We start from the raw sequence: 13917 nt of genomic DNA, 5'->3' as shown, positions 1-13917 counted from the left end.
GCCTTATGTCCCCCACAGTCACATTGCGTGGTGGCATAGAGGTCACCGAGCCCAGTCAGGATGGCACCGGATGGGTGCGGGTCGACTGCACCGACCGGACCAGGGCGGGCACGAGACGATCCTCGCGGACCACGTGTTCGGCTGCGACGGGGCGAACAGCGTGGCCAGGGCCGCGATCGGCGCCACCATGCAGGACCTGAGCTTCGCGCGGCGCCGGCTCGTGGTTGACATCGCCACAGACGCCGACCTCGCGCAGGGAAGGGCGTGCACCAGGTCTGCGACCGCGTCCGCGTCGCGACCTACATGCGCATCGGCCCGACCCGCTACCGCTGGCAGTTCCGACTGGCCCCCAGTGAGACCGCCGACGATTACCGCAACCTGCCCCGGCTGCACCCCCTGATCTCGCCCTGGACGAAAGCCCCCAGAGAAGCTGAAGATCGTCCGGGTCACCGAGTACACCTTCCGTGCCCAGCTCGCCGACCGGTGGCGAGATCGCTGCGTATTTCTTCTCGGTGAAGCCGCCCACCTCCCCCCGCCGTTCATCGGCCAGGGCGTGGGTGCCGGGCTGCGCGACGCGACCAATCTTGCCTGGAAACTTGCAGGCGACCTCGACAGCGCTCTGCCCGAGCACGTACTGGACACCTACGAGATCGAGCGCAAACCACACGCCCGCGCCCTGATCCGGCTCGCCATGATTTTCGGGACCGCGATGACCGAAGGCGGTGAATTCGGAGACTTCCTCCGAAAAGCATTCGCCCCGTGGCTGCACCTGCTACCCGGATTCAAGGACCACATCCTCAACAGCCAGACCCCGGCGCTGCATCGGTCGGAATTGGTCTGCCGCCCACGCCTGCGTCGCACCCTCGCCGGCACGCTCTGCCCCAACGCGCTCCTCGACGACGGCCGCCGGTTCGACGACGTCGCCGCAGAGCGGTTCACGGTCGTCACCGCCGATGTGCCATCCACAGCCCAGTGCACGGAGATCCGAGCAAGGGGTGGCGTGCTAGTCACGGCCCGCCTGGGCACCGCCCTGCACCGCTGGCTGCAACACGGACGCCCGCGCACCGCAGTCATCCGCCCAGACGGCAAGGTCCTCCGGACCTGTCGTGCCCTCGCGATGCCGCGCACCCCACTGCCTCACTTCGGCAGAAACCTCGCGACGGCGGCCCCCAATACGGCCAGCTCGGGAAAGGAAGACCGATGTCTGCCCGGGTTGATTCTAGGCCGAACCTGCGGATGACGGTGCGGTGGGCAGGGGTCGGTGGGCGATCGCGCGCGCCGTCCGGGGAGGCATACCGAACATCCGCAGGATCTGTTCGGCCAGCTCGTCACAGGCCGCGTCGTCGACTTTGTCCGGATGAGCGAGCCAAATGTGGAGGAAAGCCAGCAGCGATCCGCCCGCGGTGGCGAGGGCGACGTAGGGGTTGGCGACCTTGAACCGGCCAGCCTCAATGGCGCAGCGCACGTCGTGGAGCGCGCGAGGGGCTAGACCTCGGTCGGAGTCGAGGTAGGACAGGCCGGTCTGGGTGAGGATGCGCGCCATCTGTGGATGGGTCGGGACCAGCCGTCCGGTCAGCCGCACGGACACAGCAAACACCTCAGCAGGGTCATCGAGGCCGGCAGCACATTTGTCGAGCATCCGCCCGTGCTCTTCGAGCACGTCGTCGATCGCGGCGTGGAACAGCTCGGTCTTGGAGCCGAAGTGATTGTAGAAGGAGCCGAAGCCGACGTCGGCCGCCTCGGTGATCTCCAGGATGCTCACGTCGGCGGTGCTGCCCTGCTTGGCGAGGAAGGTCTTGGCCGCGTCGATGAGCGCCTGCCGGGTACGCGCCTTGCGACGGTTTAGACGGGTCTGGGCTGGTGCGTCAGCGGCTTGGTGACGGCTCGGTGGCCGATTCTTGGCAGTCTGCGGCATGTCCAGATGATAGTGCGCTCCAGAACTGAGGTCGACTCGCCTCTTCGTGTGACATTCCACTACTGATTGATCAATTTTTCTCTCGGCGCTCCGCCGATCCCCCGTGCGAGCCGGTGACAGACAGGGAGAGGGGAGGCCGTTCTGACCGCGGCTTGACGTAGGATGACTCATCACTGATGATTTCCTCATCAGTGAGGATGAACTGCAGGAGGCAGTCCATGGTTCCAGAGTCGGTGACCGGGCAGCCCCCAGCGACCGCGGACCAGGCGGCGCAGCAGTCGACCCGTATGCAGCCGTCCCCGCGCATCGCCGCGGGAGGTCCTGCCGGTGACCATCCGGGGCCGGGCCAAGAGCCCTGTCTCGCCCGCCTCAAAGGCCCGAAGAAAGCGATGAACCGATGACAACAACCGTCCTGCGCACCCGCGGCTCCTGGTGGGTGGAGGTGGACAGCCGCGCCTATCCGGTCGGGACCGCCGCCACCACCACCGCCGGGCTGCTCGCAGACCGGGCGGCTCTGGACAAGGCGCTCGCCAACGTCTCGGGAGCGGCCAGCGTGGCCATCAGTGAGTTGGGCCTCGTCTCACCGGTTACCACGCCGTGCCGGGTCGTCGCGCAGATGGTGAACTACCGCTCACACGCTCTCGATACCGGCTTCGACCCCACCAAGGTCTCCCCAACGTTCTTCCGTAAGGCGTCCGGGTCGGTCAGCGGTCCGTTCGACCCGATCGTGCGGCCGCCACATGTGCGGCTACTCGACTACGAGGTCGAGCTCGGTCTCGTCCTCGGCGCCGACCTGCCGCTTGATACCGAGGTCACCGACGCCGAACTGGCGCGCTACATCGCCGGCCTAGTAGTCACCAACGATGTCAGCGCCCGCGACGTCCAGCTGACCAAAGGCCAGTTCTACGAGAGCAAATCCTACCCCACGTTCACCCCCGTCGGGCCGCGGCTGGTGCTGGTCGGACCGGACGAGCTGGCACGACTGACCGACCTGCGCCTGACACTGGGCGTCGACGGCGAGACCCGGCAGGACGCGCTGGCCACCGAAATGATCGTTCAGCCAGCGAAGGCCCTGACACTACTCGCCCGCTTCCAGGCCCTGAGCGCCGGCGATCTGCTCCTGACCGGCACTCCCGGCGGCACGGCACTCAAGGCCCCGCCGAAGATCATCGAGAAGGTCGGCGCGTTGCTGCCGCCGGAGCGCAAGTGGAAGACCTTCTTCGCTCGGCAGGCCAAGAACCCCGCTTACCTGCAGGCCGGCCAGACCGTCGCCGTCCGTATCGCCACCGATGACGGTGCCCTCGACCTTGGCACTCAGCGCACCGTCATCGTCTAGGAGACTGCTCGTCGATCCCGACATGCGCGGCTGGATATTAGTGAAGTGCTTCTCGGCTGCCGTCCGGCGAACGCTAAGGCGATCCTATCGTGTGGGAATTCATCAATCTTCGCGTGCACGGGGAACGGATTGCTAAAGTGTTTACCGGTCTCGACATCGGTCAATGTCATTCCGACGGGCTTGCTCGAGAAGATGTACGAGCCGGAGCTACGTCAGGACCCCATCCGACGCGCGGTCACCTCGGCGCTGGTCTCACTCGGGCTACTGGATGTCGCCAAGACGATCACGGTCGAACCTGAGGATGGCGTTGCGATCGTTGCCGTGCCCCGTCCCGACGACGCCGCTGCCACCGCGCGGGTGGCGTCCGAACCCGACCCGCTGTGCGTTCGCCTGGCGGTTCGCTCCGACCAGTACGGATGACTCTTCAACGAGCGATCTGGTACTCCACCGCATGGAGAGCGAACAATGATTCGTCCCGGGCGCATCGACGTCCACCAGCACTTCCTGCCACCTGGCTATGCGCGATGGCTTGAATCAGGCGGCATCGCGCAGGTCGGGGGGCGGGCCATACCTGACTGGGACGCAGACAAGGCAATAGGCCTGATGGACCAGTTCTCGATCTCGACGGGCATCCTGTCGCTGTCGGCGCCGGGGGTGTATCTCGGTGACGGCACGGATGCTCGGACGATGGCCACGCAGGTCAACGAGGCTGCCGCCGAGTGTGTCTGGGACCGGCCAGACCGGTTCGGATTCTTCGCCACGGTCCCGCTCCCCGACGTCGACGGGGCGCTGGAGGCGGCTGCACACGCCTTCGACTCCCTGAACGCCGACGGCGTGTGCCTGCTAGCGAACTATCAGGGGATTTACCTCGGCGAGCCGGTGTTCGACCCGCTGATGGCCGAACTCGACCGCCGACACGCCGTGGTGCTTGTCCACCCCGCCGAACTACCCGGGCCGGCCGTGCCCAGCATTCCTCCGTTCGCCACAGACTTCCTGCTCGACACCAGCCGAGCCGCGTTTAACCTTGTCCGGCACGAGGTGCCTCGGCGCTACCCGAACATCACCTTTATCCTCGCCCACGCCGGCGGGTTCGTCCCCTACGCCTCGCACCGCGTCGCGGTCGGCGTGACCGCCGAGACGGGCCGAGATCCGTTCGAGGTACTTGAGGACCTGCAGGGCTTCTACTTCGACACGGCGCTGTCGTCCAGCCCGGCTGCGCTGCCCACCCTGCTCGCCTTCGCCAAACCCGGCCACGTCCTGTTCGGCACCGACTGGCCCTTCGCGCCCGACATCGCCGTTGCTTACTTCACCGGACAGCTCGACAGCTACGACGACCTCGACAGCGACGCGCGCGTCGCGATCAACCACGGCAACGTCCAAGCGCTGTTCCCCCGACTCATAGACCAGGAGTGACCAGTGATGGCCATCATGCCCGAACCCCAAGCCGCCGACCCGGCCGCAGATCTCGAGGTGGACGTCCTGATCGTCGGTGGCGGAGGCGCCGGCCTGACCGCCTCGATGCTGCTCAGCCAGCTCGGCGTCGGCCACCTGCTGGTCAGCTCCTGGCCGACCACATCCGTGCTACCCAAGGCACACGTGCTCAACCAGCGGACCATGGAGATCATGCGCGGGCTCGGGACCGCCGACGCGATCTACCAGATCGGCACCCCCCCGGAGAACATGCGCGCTTCCGCCTGGTACGCCGGCCTGGCCGGGGACGGCCCCGACTGGGGCCGCCTGATCGGCCGTATCCAGGCATGGGGAGACAGCGGCGCAGACCCAGCCTGGCTGTCCGCGAGCCCGTGCCGGCAGACGAACCTGCCCCAGATCCGCCTCGAGCCGCTACTGCTCGCCCGGGCGAACGAACTCGCCGCCCGGCCGCTGCGGTTCAACCACGAGCTGCTCTCGCTCAACCAGGACGACAACGGCGTCACGGCGACCATTCTCGACAAGGACAGCGACGCCGAGTACACGGTTCGCTGCCGGTATCTGCTGGCCTGTGACGGCGGCCGCACCGTCGGCCGCCAGGTCGGGGCGGAAATGGAGGGCGTCCGCGACGTCCTGCGCATGGTCTCGCTGCATATGACGGCGGACCTGTCCACCTGGGCCCAGGACCCCGACGTCCTGATCCGATGGCTATGGCTGCCACACACCGGCAGCGGAGCAATTCTCGTCCCGATGGGTCCGACCCGGTGGGGACCGGACTCCGAGGAGTGGGTCTGCCACCTCAACTACACCACGGACGACCCCCGAGCACTCGACGACGAGGCCGTCATCGCCGACGTTCGGCGCGCGCTCGGTATCGGCGACCACCCGATCACCCCCCATCTGATCACCCGCTGGTCGCTGGAAGGGCTGAACGCTTCTCGGTTCCAGGTCGGCCGGGTGTTCCTGCTCGGCGACGCCGCGCACCGGCATCCACCGACTGGGGGACTCGGGCTGACCTCTGCCACCCAGGACGCGTTCAACCTGTGCTGGAAGATCGCCGCGGTGCTCTGCGGCCACGCCGACGAGCGACTGCTCACCACCTACGAGACTGAACGCAGGCCGGTCGACGCCCGCAACGTGGACCGGTCGTTGGAGAACGCCGCCAACCACCTCGCGATCGCCGCGGCGGTCGGCCTCGTCGAAGGCGTCGACGAAGCCGACAACTGGGCCGTCCTCCGCCGGCTGTGGAGTGGGACACCCGAGGACACGGACTACCGGCGCATGGTCACGCGCGCAATCGCCAGCCAGTCGATGGAGTTCAACGAACACAACATCGAATTCGGCTACACCTACACCTCGCCCGCAATCATCCCGGACGGTACCCCGGAACCCGAGCAGATCGACCCGATCCGGGTCTACCAGCCCAGCACCCGCCCCGGCCATCCGCTCCCACACGCCTGGCTTGACGACGACAGGGCGGCTTCGAGTGAGCCGGTCCGGATCGCCATCGGTGACTTGGTCCGACCTGGACGGTTCCTTCTCATCGCCGGAGAGGACGGGCACGACTGGATCACCGCGGCCAACAAGATCGCAGACGACGGTGACCTGCCACTGGACGCCGTCCGCATCGGTCACCTCGACGGCGACTGCCTCGACTCCCAGCTGGCGTGGGCACGACACCGGGAGATCACCCCGCGGGGAGCCGTCCTCGTCCGCCCCGACCGATACATCGCCTGGAGAAGCACCGGCTCTGCGACCGACCCGGTCACCGAGCTCGCCACCGCCTTGGAGGCTGTGCTCGGTCTCCGTACACCGGGGTCCGCATGACCCCCGAGGAACGCCGCAACTTCGTCGGCGCCCACCGCACCGCGATACTAGGCTATGCCCGCCGCCACGACGGGCCGGCCCTGTCCGCCGTGTACTACGTGACCGACGGCGACGAGATCCTCGTTTCCACGCCTGGCGCACGTGCCAAAACCAGGGCAATCGCTCGAAACCCCAAGGTATCACTGTGTGTACTCGACGAGAAGTATCCGCCGAGCTATGTCACGTTGTTCTGCGACGCCGTCGTCGATGAAGACTTCGATCTTGCCGTCGACGTCGCGTTCCGCGTCGCCCAGAGGATAATCGGCGCGGAGCTCGGGGAAGAGGTCCGGCCGTTCGTCGCCGACGACGCACTGAAGGAGAAGCGGGTAACCCTCCGGCTCACTCCGTACGCCACCTATGCCACACCTCCACGCCATGGCGACGGCATCGCCCAGCCAGAGGCCGCTCCCGACAAGGCGGCCCTCCCTTGGGGCAGTTAGAGAGCATCGAAATTCCGCCTAGTCACCCAGCGCACGATTGTGAGGTACGCCCGGTGAGCGATGACCTGCTCTGGCCAGCCTATAACGGGCCAGCAGACTTGGCCGCGGTCGAGGCTGTGCCATTTGAGGCACGCGGCCTTCCTGACTCGACCTACACACTGCTCAAATATGCGGCGGCGCAGTGGCCGGATCACACGGCGCTCATTGTCCTGCCCGAGGCCGCCCGCTGGCGGGAGCCACTGCACCGCAGCTTCATCGAACTCCTGGCCGATGTCCACCGTTACGCGAACCTGCTGTACAGTCTCGGCGTACGGCGCGGTGACGCCGTCGCCCTGATGTCAGCCAACTGCGCCGAACTGGTCGGTGCCACCCTCGCCGCGCAGCTCGCCGGGATCGCGGCGCCGCTCAATGGCAACTTGTCCTCGCCGCATCTCACCGAACTTCTCCGGCGCTCGGGTGCCCGAGTGCTGATCACCGCCGGGCCCGACCTCGCCCCGACCACCTGGATTACCGCACAGGCCCTTGCCGCGGACGGGATGCTCGACGCCGTCCTTGCGCTCCGGCCTACAGCGGCGGTGGGCGCACTCAAAGCCCTGCCCGCCATCGAGGGTGTGCGCATCGGCTACCTCAGCGAACTTGCTACCGGCATGGAACCGTCCGCTTTCGACGGTGAGCCGCCCGGCTCGACGGACTTGGCCGCGCTGTTCCACACTGGCGGCACCACCGGCGCGCCGAAACTGGCCGCTCAGACGCATGCCAATGAGATTGCCAACGCGTGGATGCTTGCCGCCGACTCCCAGTTAGACCAGGACTGCGTGGTCTTCGCTGGGCTTCCACTGTTCCACGTCAACGCGCTCGTGGTCACGGTACTTGCTCCCCTGTTCAAGGGGCAGACCGTGATGTGGGCTGGCCCGCTCGGCTATCGCGACATCGAGCTGTACGGCGAGTTCTGGAAGATTGTCGAGCACTACCGGATCGGGTGCATGAGCGCGGTGCCCACGGTGTACGCCGTGCTGGCGCAGTGCCCGGTCGACGCCGACATCAGCAGCCTGCGGTTCGTGGCAACGGGCGCCTCGCCGCTTCCCTCCGCGGTTCGAGACGACTTCCAAGCACACACCGGGATAGCCCTGGTTGAGGGATACGGTTTGACCGAAGCGACTTGCGCGAGCGCACGCAGCTTCGCGGATGGGCCGGGGCCGGGCTCAGTAGGGCAGCGCCTGCCCTACCAGCGGGTGAAGGTGGTGAAGGTCGGCCTGGACGGAGCGTGGGAAGACCTACCCAAGGGCGAGATCGGCGTTCTGGCTATCAGCGGTCCGACCGTCTTCCCCGGCTACGTCACCGGCCACAACGAACACGGCCACCTCTTGGACGGGCTCGGTAGGCTCAGCGACGGATGGCTGGACACCGGAGACCTCGCGCGAGTTGACGAGGACGGCCTTATCTACCTTGCGGGAAGAGCCAAGGACCTCATCATCCGCGGCGGCCACAACATCGACCCGACGATCATCGAAGATGCCCTGCTGGCTCACCCGCACGTCACCGCTGCCGGAGCGGTCGGGCGCCCCGACGTCCATTCCGGCGAGGTTCCTGTCGCCTACGTGACACTGGTGCCCGGTGCCGGGGTGACCGAGCACGAGCTGCGGGATTGGGCATGTAGGCAAGTACTCGAGCGCGCCGCCCAGCCGAAGGCCGTGATCATCCTCGAGGCGCTTCCCATAACCGATGTCGGCAAACCGTACAAGCTCCCGCTGCGGGCAGATGCCACCCGCAGAGAACTCCTGGCCGCGCTCAACGAGGTCGCCGGCGTTCGCGACGTCGAGGCCACCATCGAAGACGGATCGATCGTGGCGACCGTCAAGGTCTCCCCATCTGCCGGCGAGGCAGCCGTCAAGGCGATCCTTGGCCGCTACGCGATCCGATGGCACATGGTCACGACATCATGATCGCCGCATCGGCCATCCTCGCGGCGCTGCTTGCGCTGTGCTACTTCGGCCTGGGCACAGCCAAGGTCAACCTCCTGGCACCAATGCGCGAGCTCGCCGTAAAGGTCAGCTTCCCCAGCCTCGCCAATCGCTACATCGACGCGCTAGAGGTCGCCGCGGCCACGCTCTTGATCATAAGTCTGAACGAACCACAGGTCGGCGTGCTCAGCGGTAGTGGCCTTCTACTCGGCGGATCTGTTGTCGTACACCTCCGCCAGGGCGACAGCCCACGGAGGTCCGCCCCATTACCTTGCTCGCAGACCCAAATCGGCCTGTTCAGGCCACCGTCTCTGGCATAATCGATCGCCCTGTCGCCCATGACCTGGGGGTGCTGTCACCGACGACGGCAGACGGACGTGACCGCCGATAGGAACCTGGCACGGGTGATGCCTGCTCGTAATGTGGCTGCCGGCGCGCTGTCCATAGTCGACCTTGACCCACCACCGGGTCTTCGCCGGTGTCGCCCGCAACTCCTCAGCGAGCTCAAGGAAGGCGCCGACACCGGAGAGCCCCCGTGGAGGCCCATCCTCTCGCCGCGGTCCTGATATCGATACCCGGCGTCGGGATCAGGACCGCTACCAGCTTGCTCACGATCATCGGGGAGACGGCTGCGTACACGGCATGAACATTACGGATAATGGGCACATGAGGCTAAATATGGACCACTGATTGAGGAACGCATAGCACCTCAAGGTGACGTTCAGGATCGCAAGAGTAGAGCACGAAGGGTGGTAAGGATGATATGAGCCGGCGCGATCAACTGCAGGCAACGACCGCAGAGGAGATCAAGGGGGTCGCGCTTAAGCTCATGACCACAAGCGGACCTGATGCTATTTCATTGCGAGCGATTGCCCGCGAGATGGGTATGGCAGTCAGTGCCATCTACCGCTACTACGCCGCGCGCGACGATCTCGTATCGACTCTGATCAGCGACGTTCACAGCGTCCTCGTCGAGGCGGTCGAGTCCGCCCGCGACGCGCAACCTGAGGACGACCCAGCCGGTCGGATCATTGCCTGGTCCCAGGCATTTAGGGATTGGGCAATTACCAACCCTTCGGGGTTCAAGCTGGTTTACGGTGATCCGGTTCCCGGCTACCAGCCCCCCGAAGGTGGACCCGCGCCAGAAACCCAACACCGAGTCTGCACCGGACTCATCGACCTCATCGAGGGCGTGTGGCCGTGCGCCGAATCCCGCCAGCCCGCCGACCGCCACCAGTGGTCGGATTTTGACCCGAGGCTCGTGGCCAGTGTCCGGGAAGAATTTCCCGAGCTACCACCCGCCGCAGTCGCGCTCGCCGTGCGCCTCTGGGGCCGTATGCATGGTCTCGTGTCGCTGGAGATCTATGGTCACTTGAGAACACACGTCCGTGACCCGGAGACTCTCTACCGTGCCGAGATGCACGACCTTGTTCGGTCCCTGGGCCTCATACCGACAACGTGAGTTGACCGCGGACCAGCGTCCCGATCACCGTCCTGTCCGGCCGCACCTCCGGACACGACAAGATTGCTTACCTGGACGCCGGTGCCGACGACGACATCACCAAGCCCTTCTCGGTCGAGGACGACGATGTCGGACGGGTGCGCGGTCGACACGGAGTTGCTCACCTCGGCGATCGGGCCCGTGCGGACGACGCCGCCTTGCCGGGTGACGGCACGCAGCCGGGCTAGCTAGTTCGTTTCGCGGATTGGGTGAGGCCAGATCAACGGGATAAAGAATCACTGGGTGGAGCCTGTTCGGCTGACCGAGGTGGGGCCAGCAGACCTGGCGAAACTCAGGTGGCTACTACTCGGCAAGTCGCGGCAGGCCCAATGCCCCGCAAGTGCTGTCGTCACCGGGGAAGACAGCCGCCACCCCGTCGTATATGCAGGCCACCAGGGGAGGAACAGGATGGGTGGGCTCGCTGTCGGCAGGAACACGGACCGTTCCTCGGGAGCCGAGGGTGAGCACGGTTCGCGGCGATGTTGGAAGGCTGGCCGCCGACAGCGTCAGCAGCAAAGCCCCTCAAGTCAACTGGCACTTCACCACCGACGACGCCCGCACCAAACTCCGCCACCTATACCCCACACATTAGCGGCGACAGCCTACTAGGGCTTGATCCACAGCTCGCTGGGGAGCAGCGAGCCGATGCCGTACTGGACGATGCCGCCCACGTTGGGGCTCGAGATGGTGCTGGGTGCCGCCCGCACGGTGAAGATCACTGGAGTGACCACCGCCAGGCGTTCCTGCACGGTCACATAGGCGTCCTTGGCTTCCGCCTCGGTCCGCGCGACCCGGCCGGCCTGCAGGCTCTCGTTCAGTACCGCGTCGTCGATGCCGGTCAGGTTGGCCGGCGAGTCGCCGGCGAACGTGGTGGTCAGCCGCGGGTCAGGGTCCTGGAACAGCGCCGAGGAGGCCGCCGCGTCGAAGTCATGAGTTGTGCGCAGCTGAGAGAACTCCGCGACCTCGATGACCTTGACTTCGGCTTTCACGTTCCTGAAGGTGCTGAGCTGGGTTTGGATGTTTTCCGCGACCGCCCTGTTCTCGGTCGTCGGAGGTGTTTTGAAGGTGAAGGTGACCGGCTTTCCCTCACCGGCCAGTTCGTCGAACAGGCGCTGGGCCTTGTCGTGGTCGGTGGTGTGCAGCGGGACATCAGAATGATACGGAGAAATTTTACTGAAAAGGGTATCGGCCGCCTCGGCGGTGCCGCTGTAAGCGGCGAGGTTCAGTGTCTCGATGTCGATCGCGGCTGCGAGGGCCTGCCGGGCGCGAATATCGGAGAATGGTTCGCTGCGCAGGTTCAGGGCGATGAATATCCCGCCACTGAGCTGCATCACGTTCGTCGAGAGTCGGGCCTGCTTCGCTTTGTCCAGGTTGACCCAGCTGGATTCTACGGCGAGGTCCGCACCTCCCGTGAGCACGGTGTTGTAGCGCTGACTACTGTCGGTCGCCGGCCGCAAAGAAAGACGGTCGAGGTAGGGCTTGGGAGCATCCCAGTAGCGGGTGTTCCTGACGAGCTCCATCTCGGCCTGGCGTGTCCATTTACTCAGCGTGAAGGGGCCGGCGCCGATCGGCTGGGTGTCAAATTTCTGCTGCCCTTTCTCCAGAGCGGCGGGCTCCGCGATCCAGTTGAGCGTCGAGGTGACGATGGCCTGGGCGTACTTCGGTACCGGCGCGACCATGGTGACCTTGAGAGTGGTCTCGTCCTCCACCTCAGACGAGGCGATCATCGCTGCCTCGGCCCGGCTGAAAGCGCCCAGCTTGGGGTCCTTGATCCGGTCCCAGTTGTATTTGACGGCCTCGGCGGTCAGCGCGGTGCCGTCCGAGAAGGCCAGCCCCGGCCGGAGCTTCAGCTCGAAGGTGGCGCCGTTGTCCGGCGTGGTGAAGGACTCGGCCATCGAGTATTGGATCTCGCCGGCCTCGTTGTTGGTCATCAGCGTGCCGTACAGGGCGTTGCCGACGGCAGCGCCGGCCGCGTACACGTTGTTGAGCGCCGCCGGGTCGAGGCTGCGCGGCTCGCTCAGCAGGAGGATCCGCCCTTCGCCGCCGGGCACCGGGTTGCCGGTCGCGCCGGAGGCCCCGTTCTCGGAGGTCCTTGAGGAACCGTCTGACTCGCCGCCTCCACAGGCGGCGAGGACAAGCGCGGCGCAGCAGGTGACCGCCACGGCGCCTAATCGTGCTCCACGAATCATCGAGAACCTTTCAAGTGGGTTCGCGCCAGTTTTCGACGGGGTTCGGACTAGAGAGGTACCGGAAACAGTGGATCCGGGCGGGGATGGCCCGAATGACGCCGGCCGACAGCGCATCTGGTCGTGACCGCGGGGCAGGGCGCCGTCGAAGGGCGAGCCGGTGGTCTTGCTGGTCCCACGGAAGCCCGTGGATATGGTGGCTGCCTCGCCCATCGCCCGGATCTTGTCTGGGGTGGTGGGCGGGAAATCGGGCCGGGTCAGGTGGTGAAAGGCTCGACGCGGATCCGGTCGGGGGCTGTTCCGCCGGCGAGCAGCGTCTGTTCCACGCGGTCGGTGAAGCGCTCCGACCCACAGACGTAGAACAGCGATTCGCTTTCAGTCACCGTCGAGAGGCCGAGAATGTCCCTGTCCTGGAGCTGGCTGGCCTGGGCGTTGTAGCAGCGCCGCACGGTGAGGCGGTCTCCGTGTTCCCGCTCCAGTGCTCGCAGTCCTGCGTCGAACACAGCGGGAGCGGAGTCCGCGGTCGTGTACAGCACGTGTACCCGCGGGAGCGGCTGGTGCAGCGCGGTGGCGGCGATGGAGAGGATCGGGGCTATGCCGATTTTCTCGGCAAACGCGATGACAGAGTATCCGCCGGGTCCCAGTCCGGGCAGTGTGAAATGACCCATCGGTGCGGTCGTCACGACTTCGTCCCCTCGCCCGAGGTCGTCGTTCATCCAGTTCGACACGAGACCGCCGCGCACCCGCTGCACGGTGACCCGCATCTGTTCGTCGCGGCCTGCCACCGAGGAGATCGAGTAGGGGCGCAGATGGATCTCGGCGTCGAGGTCGAAGCGAAGGGTGATGTACTGGCCGGCCCGGTGGCGGAACCTGTCGGCGAACTCCTCGGGGATCGCGAGGAAGAACGATGTGGTGTTCTTGGTCTCGCGTACCACCCGCGCGACCCGAAGAGTGTAGAAACCCGGATCCTGGGCGGCCGTGGAGGGTCGGCCGGGCGGATCACCGACGAGGAAGGGCGCCTGCAGGCGCGGTCGCAGCAGCGCGCGGTCCGCGAGTGCGAGGCCTGGCCCGGTGAAGTTCTGTGCCCATCTTCGACACTGCGCGTGGGCCGCGATCTCGTCCATAGTTTTCCTGATCCCATGCCTCTGGCCGCGCTGGGGCTGCCTCGTCGTTCTGGCTGTCGTGCCGCGTTGCTCCGTCGACCGGCTGTGCTGCGGCACGGGCGGTCTCGCCGCGTCGGGATGCGTGCTGTCGGGCGCGGGAGGTCCCGGTTCCCACCGGGGT

Annotated in this window: 11 protein-coding genes and 2 pseudogenes; 10 read left to right on the top strand and 3 right to left on the bottom strand. The window is 66.3% G+C overall.

The window, feature by feature from the left end; translation table 11 throughout:
- Nucleotides 1–20: 20 nt before the first annotated feature.
- Nucleotides 21–1240 (top strand): annotated as a pseudogene (locus FRANEAN1_RS38735) (FAD-dependent monooxygenase); the annotation flags it as partial.
- Here FRANEAN1_RS38735 and FRANEAN1_RS14545 read toward each other — a convergent pair.
- On the bottom strand, nucleotides 1220–1915 hold the full coding sequence (locus tag FRANEAN1_RS14545) for a TetR/AcrR family transcriptional regulator (protein WP_157472638.1): 696 nt from the start codon (nucleotides 1913–1915) through the stop codon (nucleotides 1220–1222). The pseudogene FRANEAN1_RS38735 and the gene FRANEAN1_RS14545 sit on opposite strands and share 21 nt — an antisense overlap.
- A 397-nt stretch (nucleotides 1916–2312) precedes the next feature.
- Between FRANEAN1_RS14545 and FRANEAN1_RS14540 the strand changes: the two genes are divergently transcribed.
- From FRANEAN1_RS14540 to FRANEAN1_RS43375, 9 genes and pseudogenes are all read left to right on the top strand, one after another.
- On the top strand, nucleotides 2313–3251 hold the full coding sequence (locus FRANEAN1_RS14540) for a fumarylacetoacetate hydrolase family protein (RefSeq protein WP_020460558.1): 939 nt from the start codon (nucleotides 2313–2315) through the stop codon (nucleotides 3249–3251).
- A gap of 180 nt (nucleotides 3252–3431) precedes the next feature.
- Entirely contained in the window at nucleotides 3432–3671 is a 240-nt protein-coding gene (locus FRANEAN1_RS14535; protein WP_041254179.1) for a hypothetical protein, read from the top strand.
- A 45-nt stretch (nucleotides 3672–3716) separates the two neighbouring features.
- A complete protein-coding gene (locus FRANEAN1_RS14530) occupies nucleotides 3717–4664 on the top strand; it encodes an amidohydrolase family protein (RefSeq protein ID WP_020460556.1) in 948 nt (315 codons plus the stop codon).
- A 15-nt stretch (nucleotides 4665–4679) separates the two neighbouring features.
- Nucleotides 4680–6506: an FAD-dependent monooxygenase gene (locus FRANEAN1_RS14525; protein ID WP_041255890.1), complete on the top strand. Its 1827-nt coding sequence runs from the start codon at nucleotides 4680–4682 to the stop codon at nucleotides 6504–6506.
- A complete protein-coding gene (locus FRANEAN1_RS14520) occupies nucleotides 6503–6985 on the top strand; it encodes a pyridoxamine 5'-phosphate oxidase family protein (protein WP_020460554.1) in 483 nt (160 codons plus the stop codon). Before FRANEAN1_RS14525 ends, FRANEAN1_RS14520 begins: the two co-directional genes overlap by 4 nt.
- A gap of 53 nt (nucleotides 6986–7038) precedes the next feature.
- Complete coding sequence (locus FRANEAN1_RS14515; protein WP_020460553.1) at nucleotides 7039–8928, top strand: acyl-CoA synthetase; 1890 nt, start codon at nucleotides 7039–7041, stop codon at nucleotides 8926–8928.
- On the top strand, nucleotides 8925–9266 hold the full coding sequence (locus FRANEAN1_RS14510; protein ID WP_020460552.1) for a DoxX family protein: 342 nt from the start codon (nucleotides 8925–8927) through the stop codon (nucleotides 9264–9266). The genes FRANEAN1_RS14515 and FRANEAN1_RS14510 overlap by 4 nt, the downstream gene beginning before the upstream one ends.
- Before the next feature lie 443 nt (nucleotides 9267–9709).
- Nucleotides 9710–10408 carry a TetR/AcrR family transcriptional regulator gene (locus tag FRANEAN1_RS14505; RefSeq protein ID WP_020460551.1) on the top strand — a complete coding sequence of 233 codons (699 nt, stop codon included), beginning with the start codon at nucleotides 9710–9712 and terminating at the stop codon, nucleotides 10406–10408.
- Between the two features lie 11 nt (nucleotides 10409–10419).
- Nucleotides 10420–10551 (top strand): annotated as a pseudogene (locus tag FRANEAN1_RS43375) (DNA-binding response regulator); the annotation flags it as partial.
- Between the two features lie 501 nt (nucleotides 10552–11052).
- Here FRANEAN1_RS43375 and FRANEAN1_RS14500 read toward each other — a convergent pair.
- Entirely contained in the window at nucleotides 11053–12636 is a 1584-nt protein-coding gene (locus FRANEAN1_RS14500) for an ABC transporter substrate-binding protein (protein ID WP_020460550.1), read from the bottom strand.
- 254 nt (nucleotides 12637–12890) lie between these two features.
- Nucleotides 12891–13757, bottom strand: coding sequence for an FAD-binding oxidoreductase (locus FRANEAN1_RS37100; RefSeq protein ID WP_020460549.1), 867 nt, complete (start codon nucleotides 13755–13757; stop codon nucleotides 12891–12893).
- Nucleotides 13758–13917: the final 160 nt, after the last annotated feature.

Origin of the sequence: Parafrankia sp. EAN1pec, assembly GCF_000018005.1 — a bacterium.
In the GTDB taxonomy this organism is placed as follows: Bacteria; Actinomycetota; Actinomycetes; order Frankiales; family Frankiaceae; genus Parafrankia; species Parafrankia soli.
This window is presented reverse-complemented; position numbering and strand designations above follow the sequence as displayed.

Coding starts and splice junctions, on each gene's coding strand:
- FRANEAN1_RS14545 (WP_157472638.1), bottom strand. CDS start 1,915: ATGCCGCAGACTGCCAAGAATCGGCCACCGAGCCGTCACCAAGCCGCT.
- FRANEAN1_RS14540 (WP_020460558.1), top strand. CDS start 2,313: ATGACAACAACCGTCCTGCGCACCCGCGGCTCCTGGTGGGTGGAGGTG.
- FRANEAN1_RS14530 (WP_020460556.1), top strand. CDS start 3,717: ATGATTCGTCCCGGGCGCATCGACGTCCACCAGCACTTCCTGCCACCT.
- FRANEAN1_RS14525 (WP_041255890.1), top strand. CDS start 4,680: ATGCCCGAACCCCAAGCCGCCGACCCGGCCGCAGATCTCGAGGTGGAC.
- FRANEAN1_RS14520 (WP_020460554.1), top strand. CDS start 6,503: ATGACCCCCGAGGAACGCCGCAACTTCGTCGGCGCCCACCGCACCGCG.
- FRANEAN1_RS14510 (WP_020460552.1), top strand. CDS start 8,925: ATGATCGCCGCATCGGCCATCCTCGCGGCGCTGCTTGCGCTGTGCTAC.
- FRANEAN1_RS14505 (WP_020460551.1), top strand. CDS start 9,710: ATGAGCCGGCGCGATCAACTGCAGGCAACGACCGCAGAGGAGATCAAG.
- FRANEAN1_RS14500 (WP_020460550.1), bottom strand. CDS start 12,636: ATGATTCGTGGAGCACGATTAGGCGCCGTGGCGGTCACCTGCTGCGCC.
- FRANEAN1_RS37100 (WP_020460549.1), bottom strand. CDS start 13,757: ATGGACGAGATCGCGGCCCACGCGCAGTGTCGAAGATGGGCACAGAAC.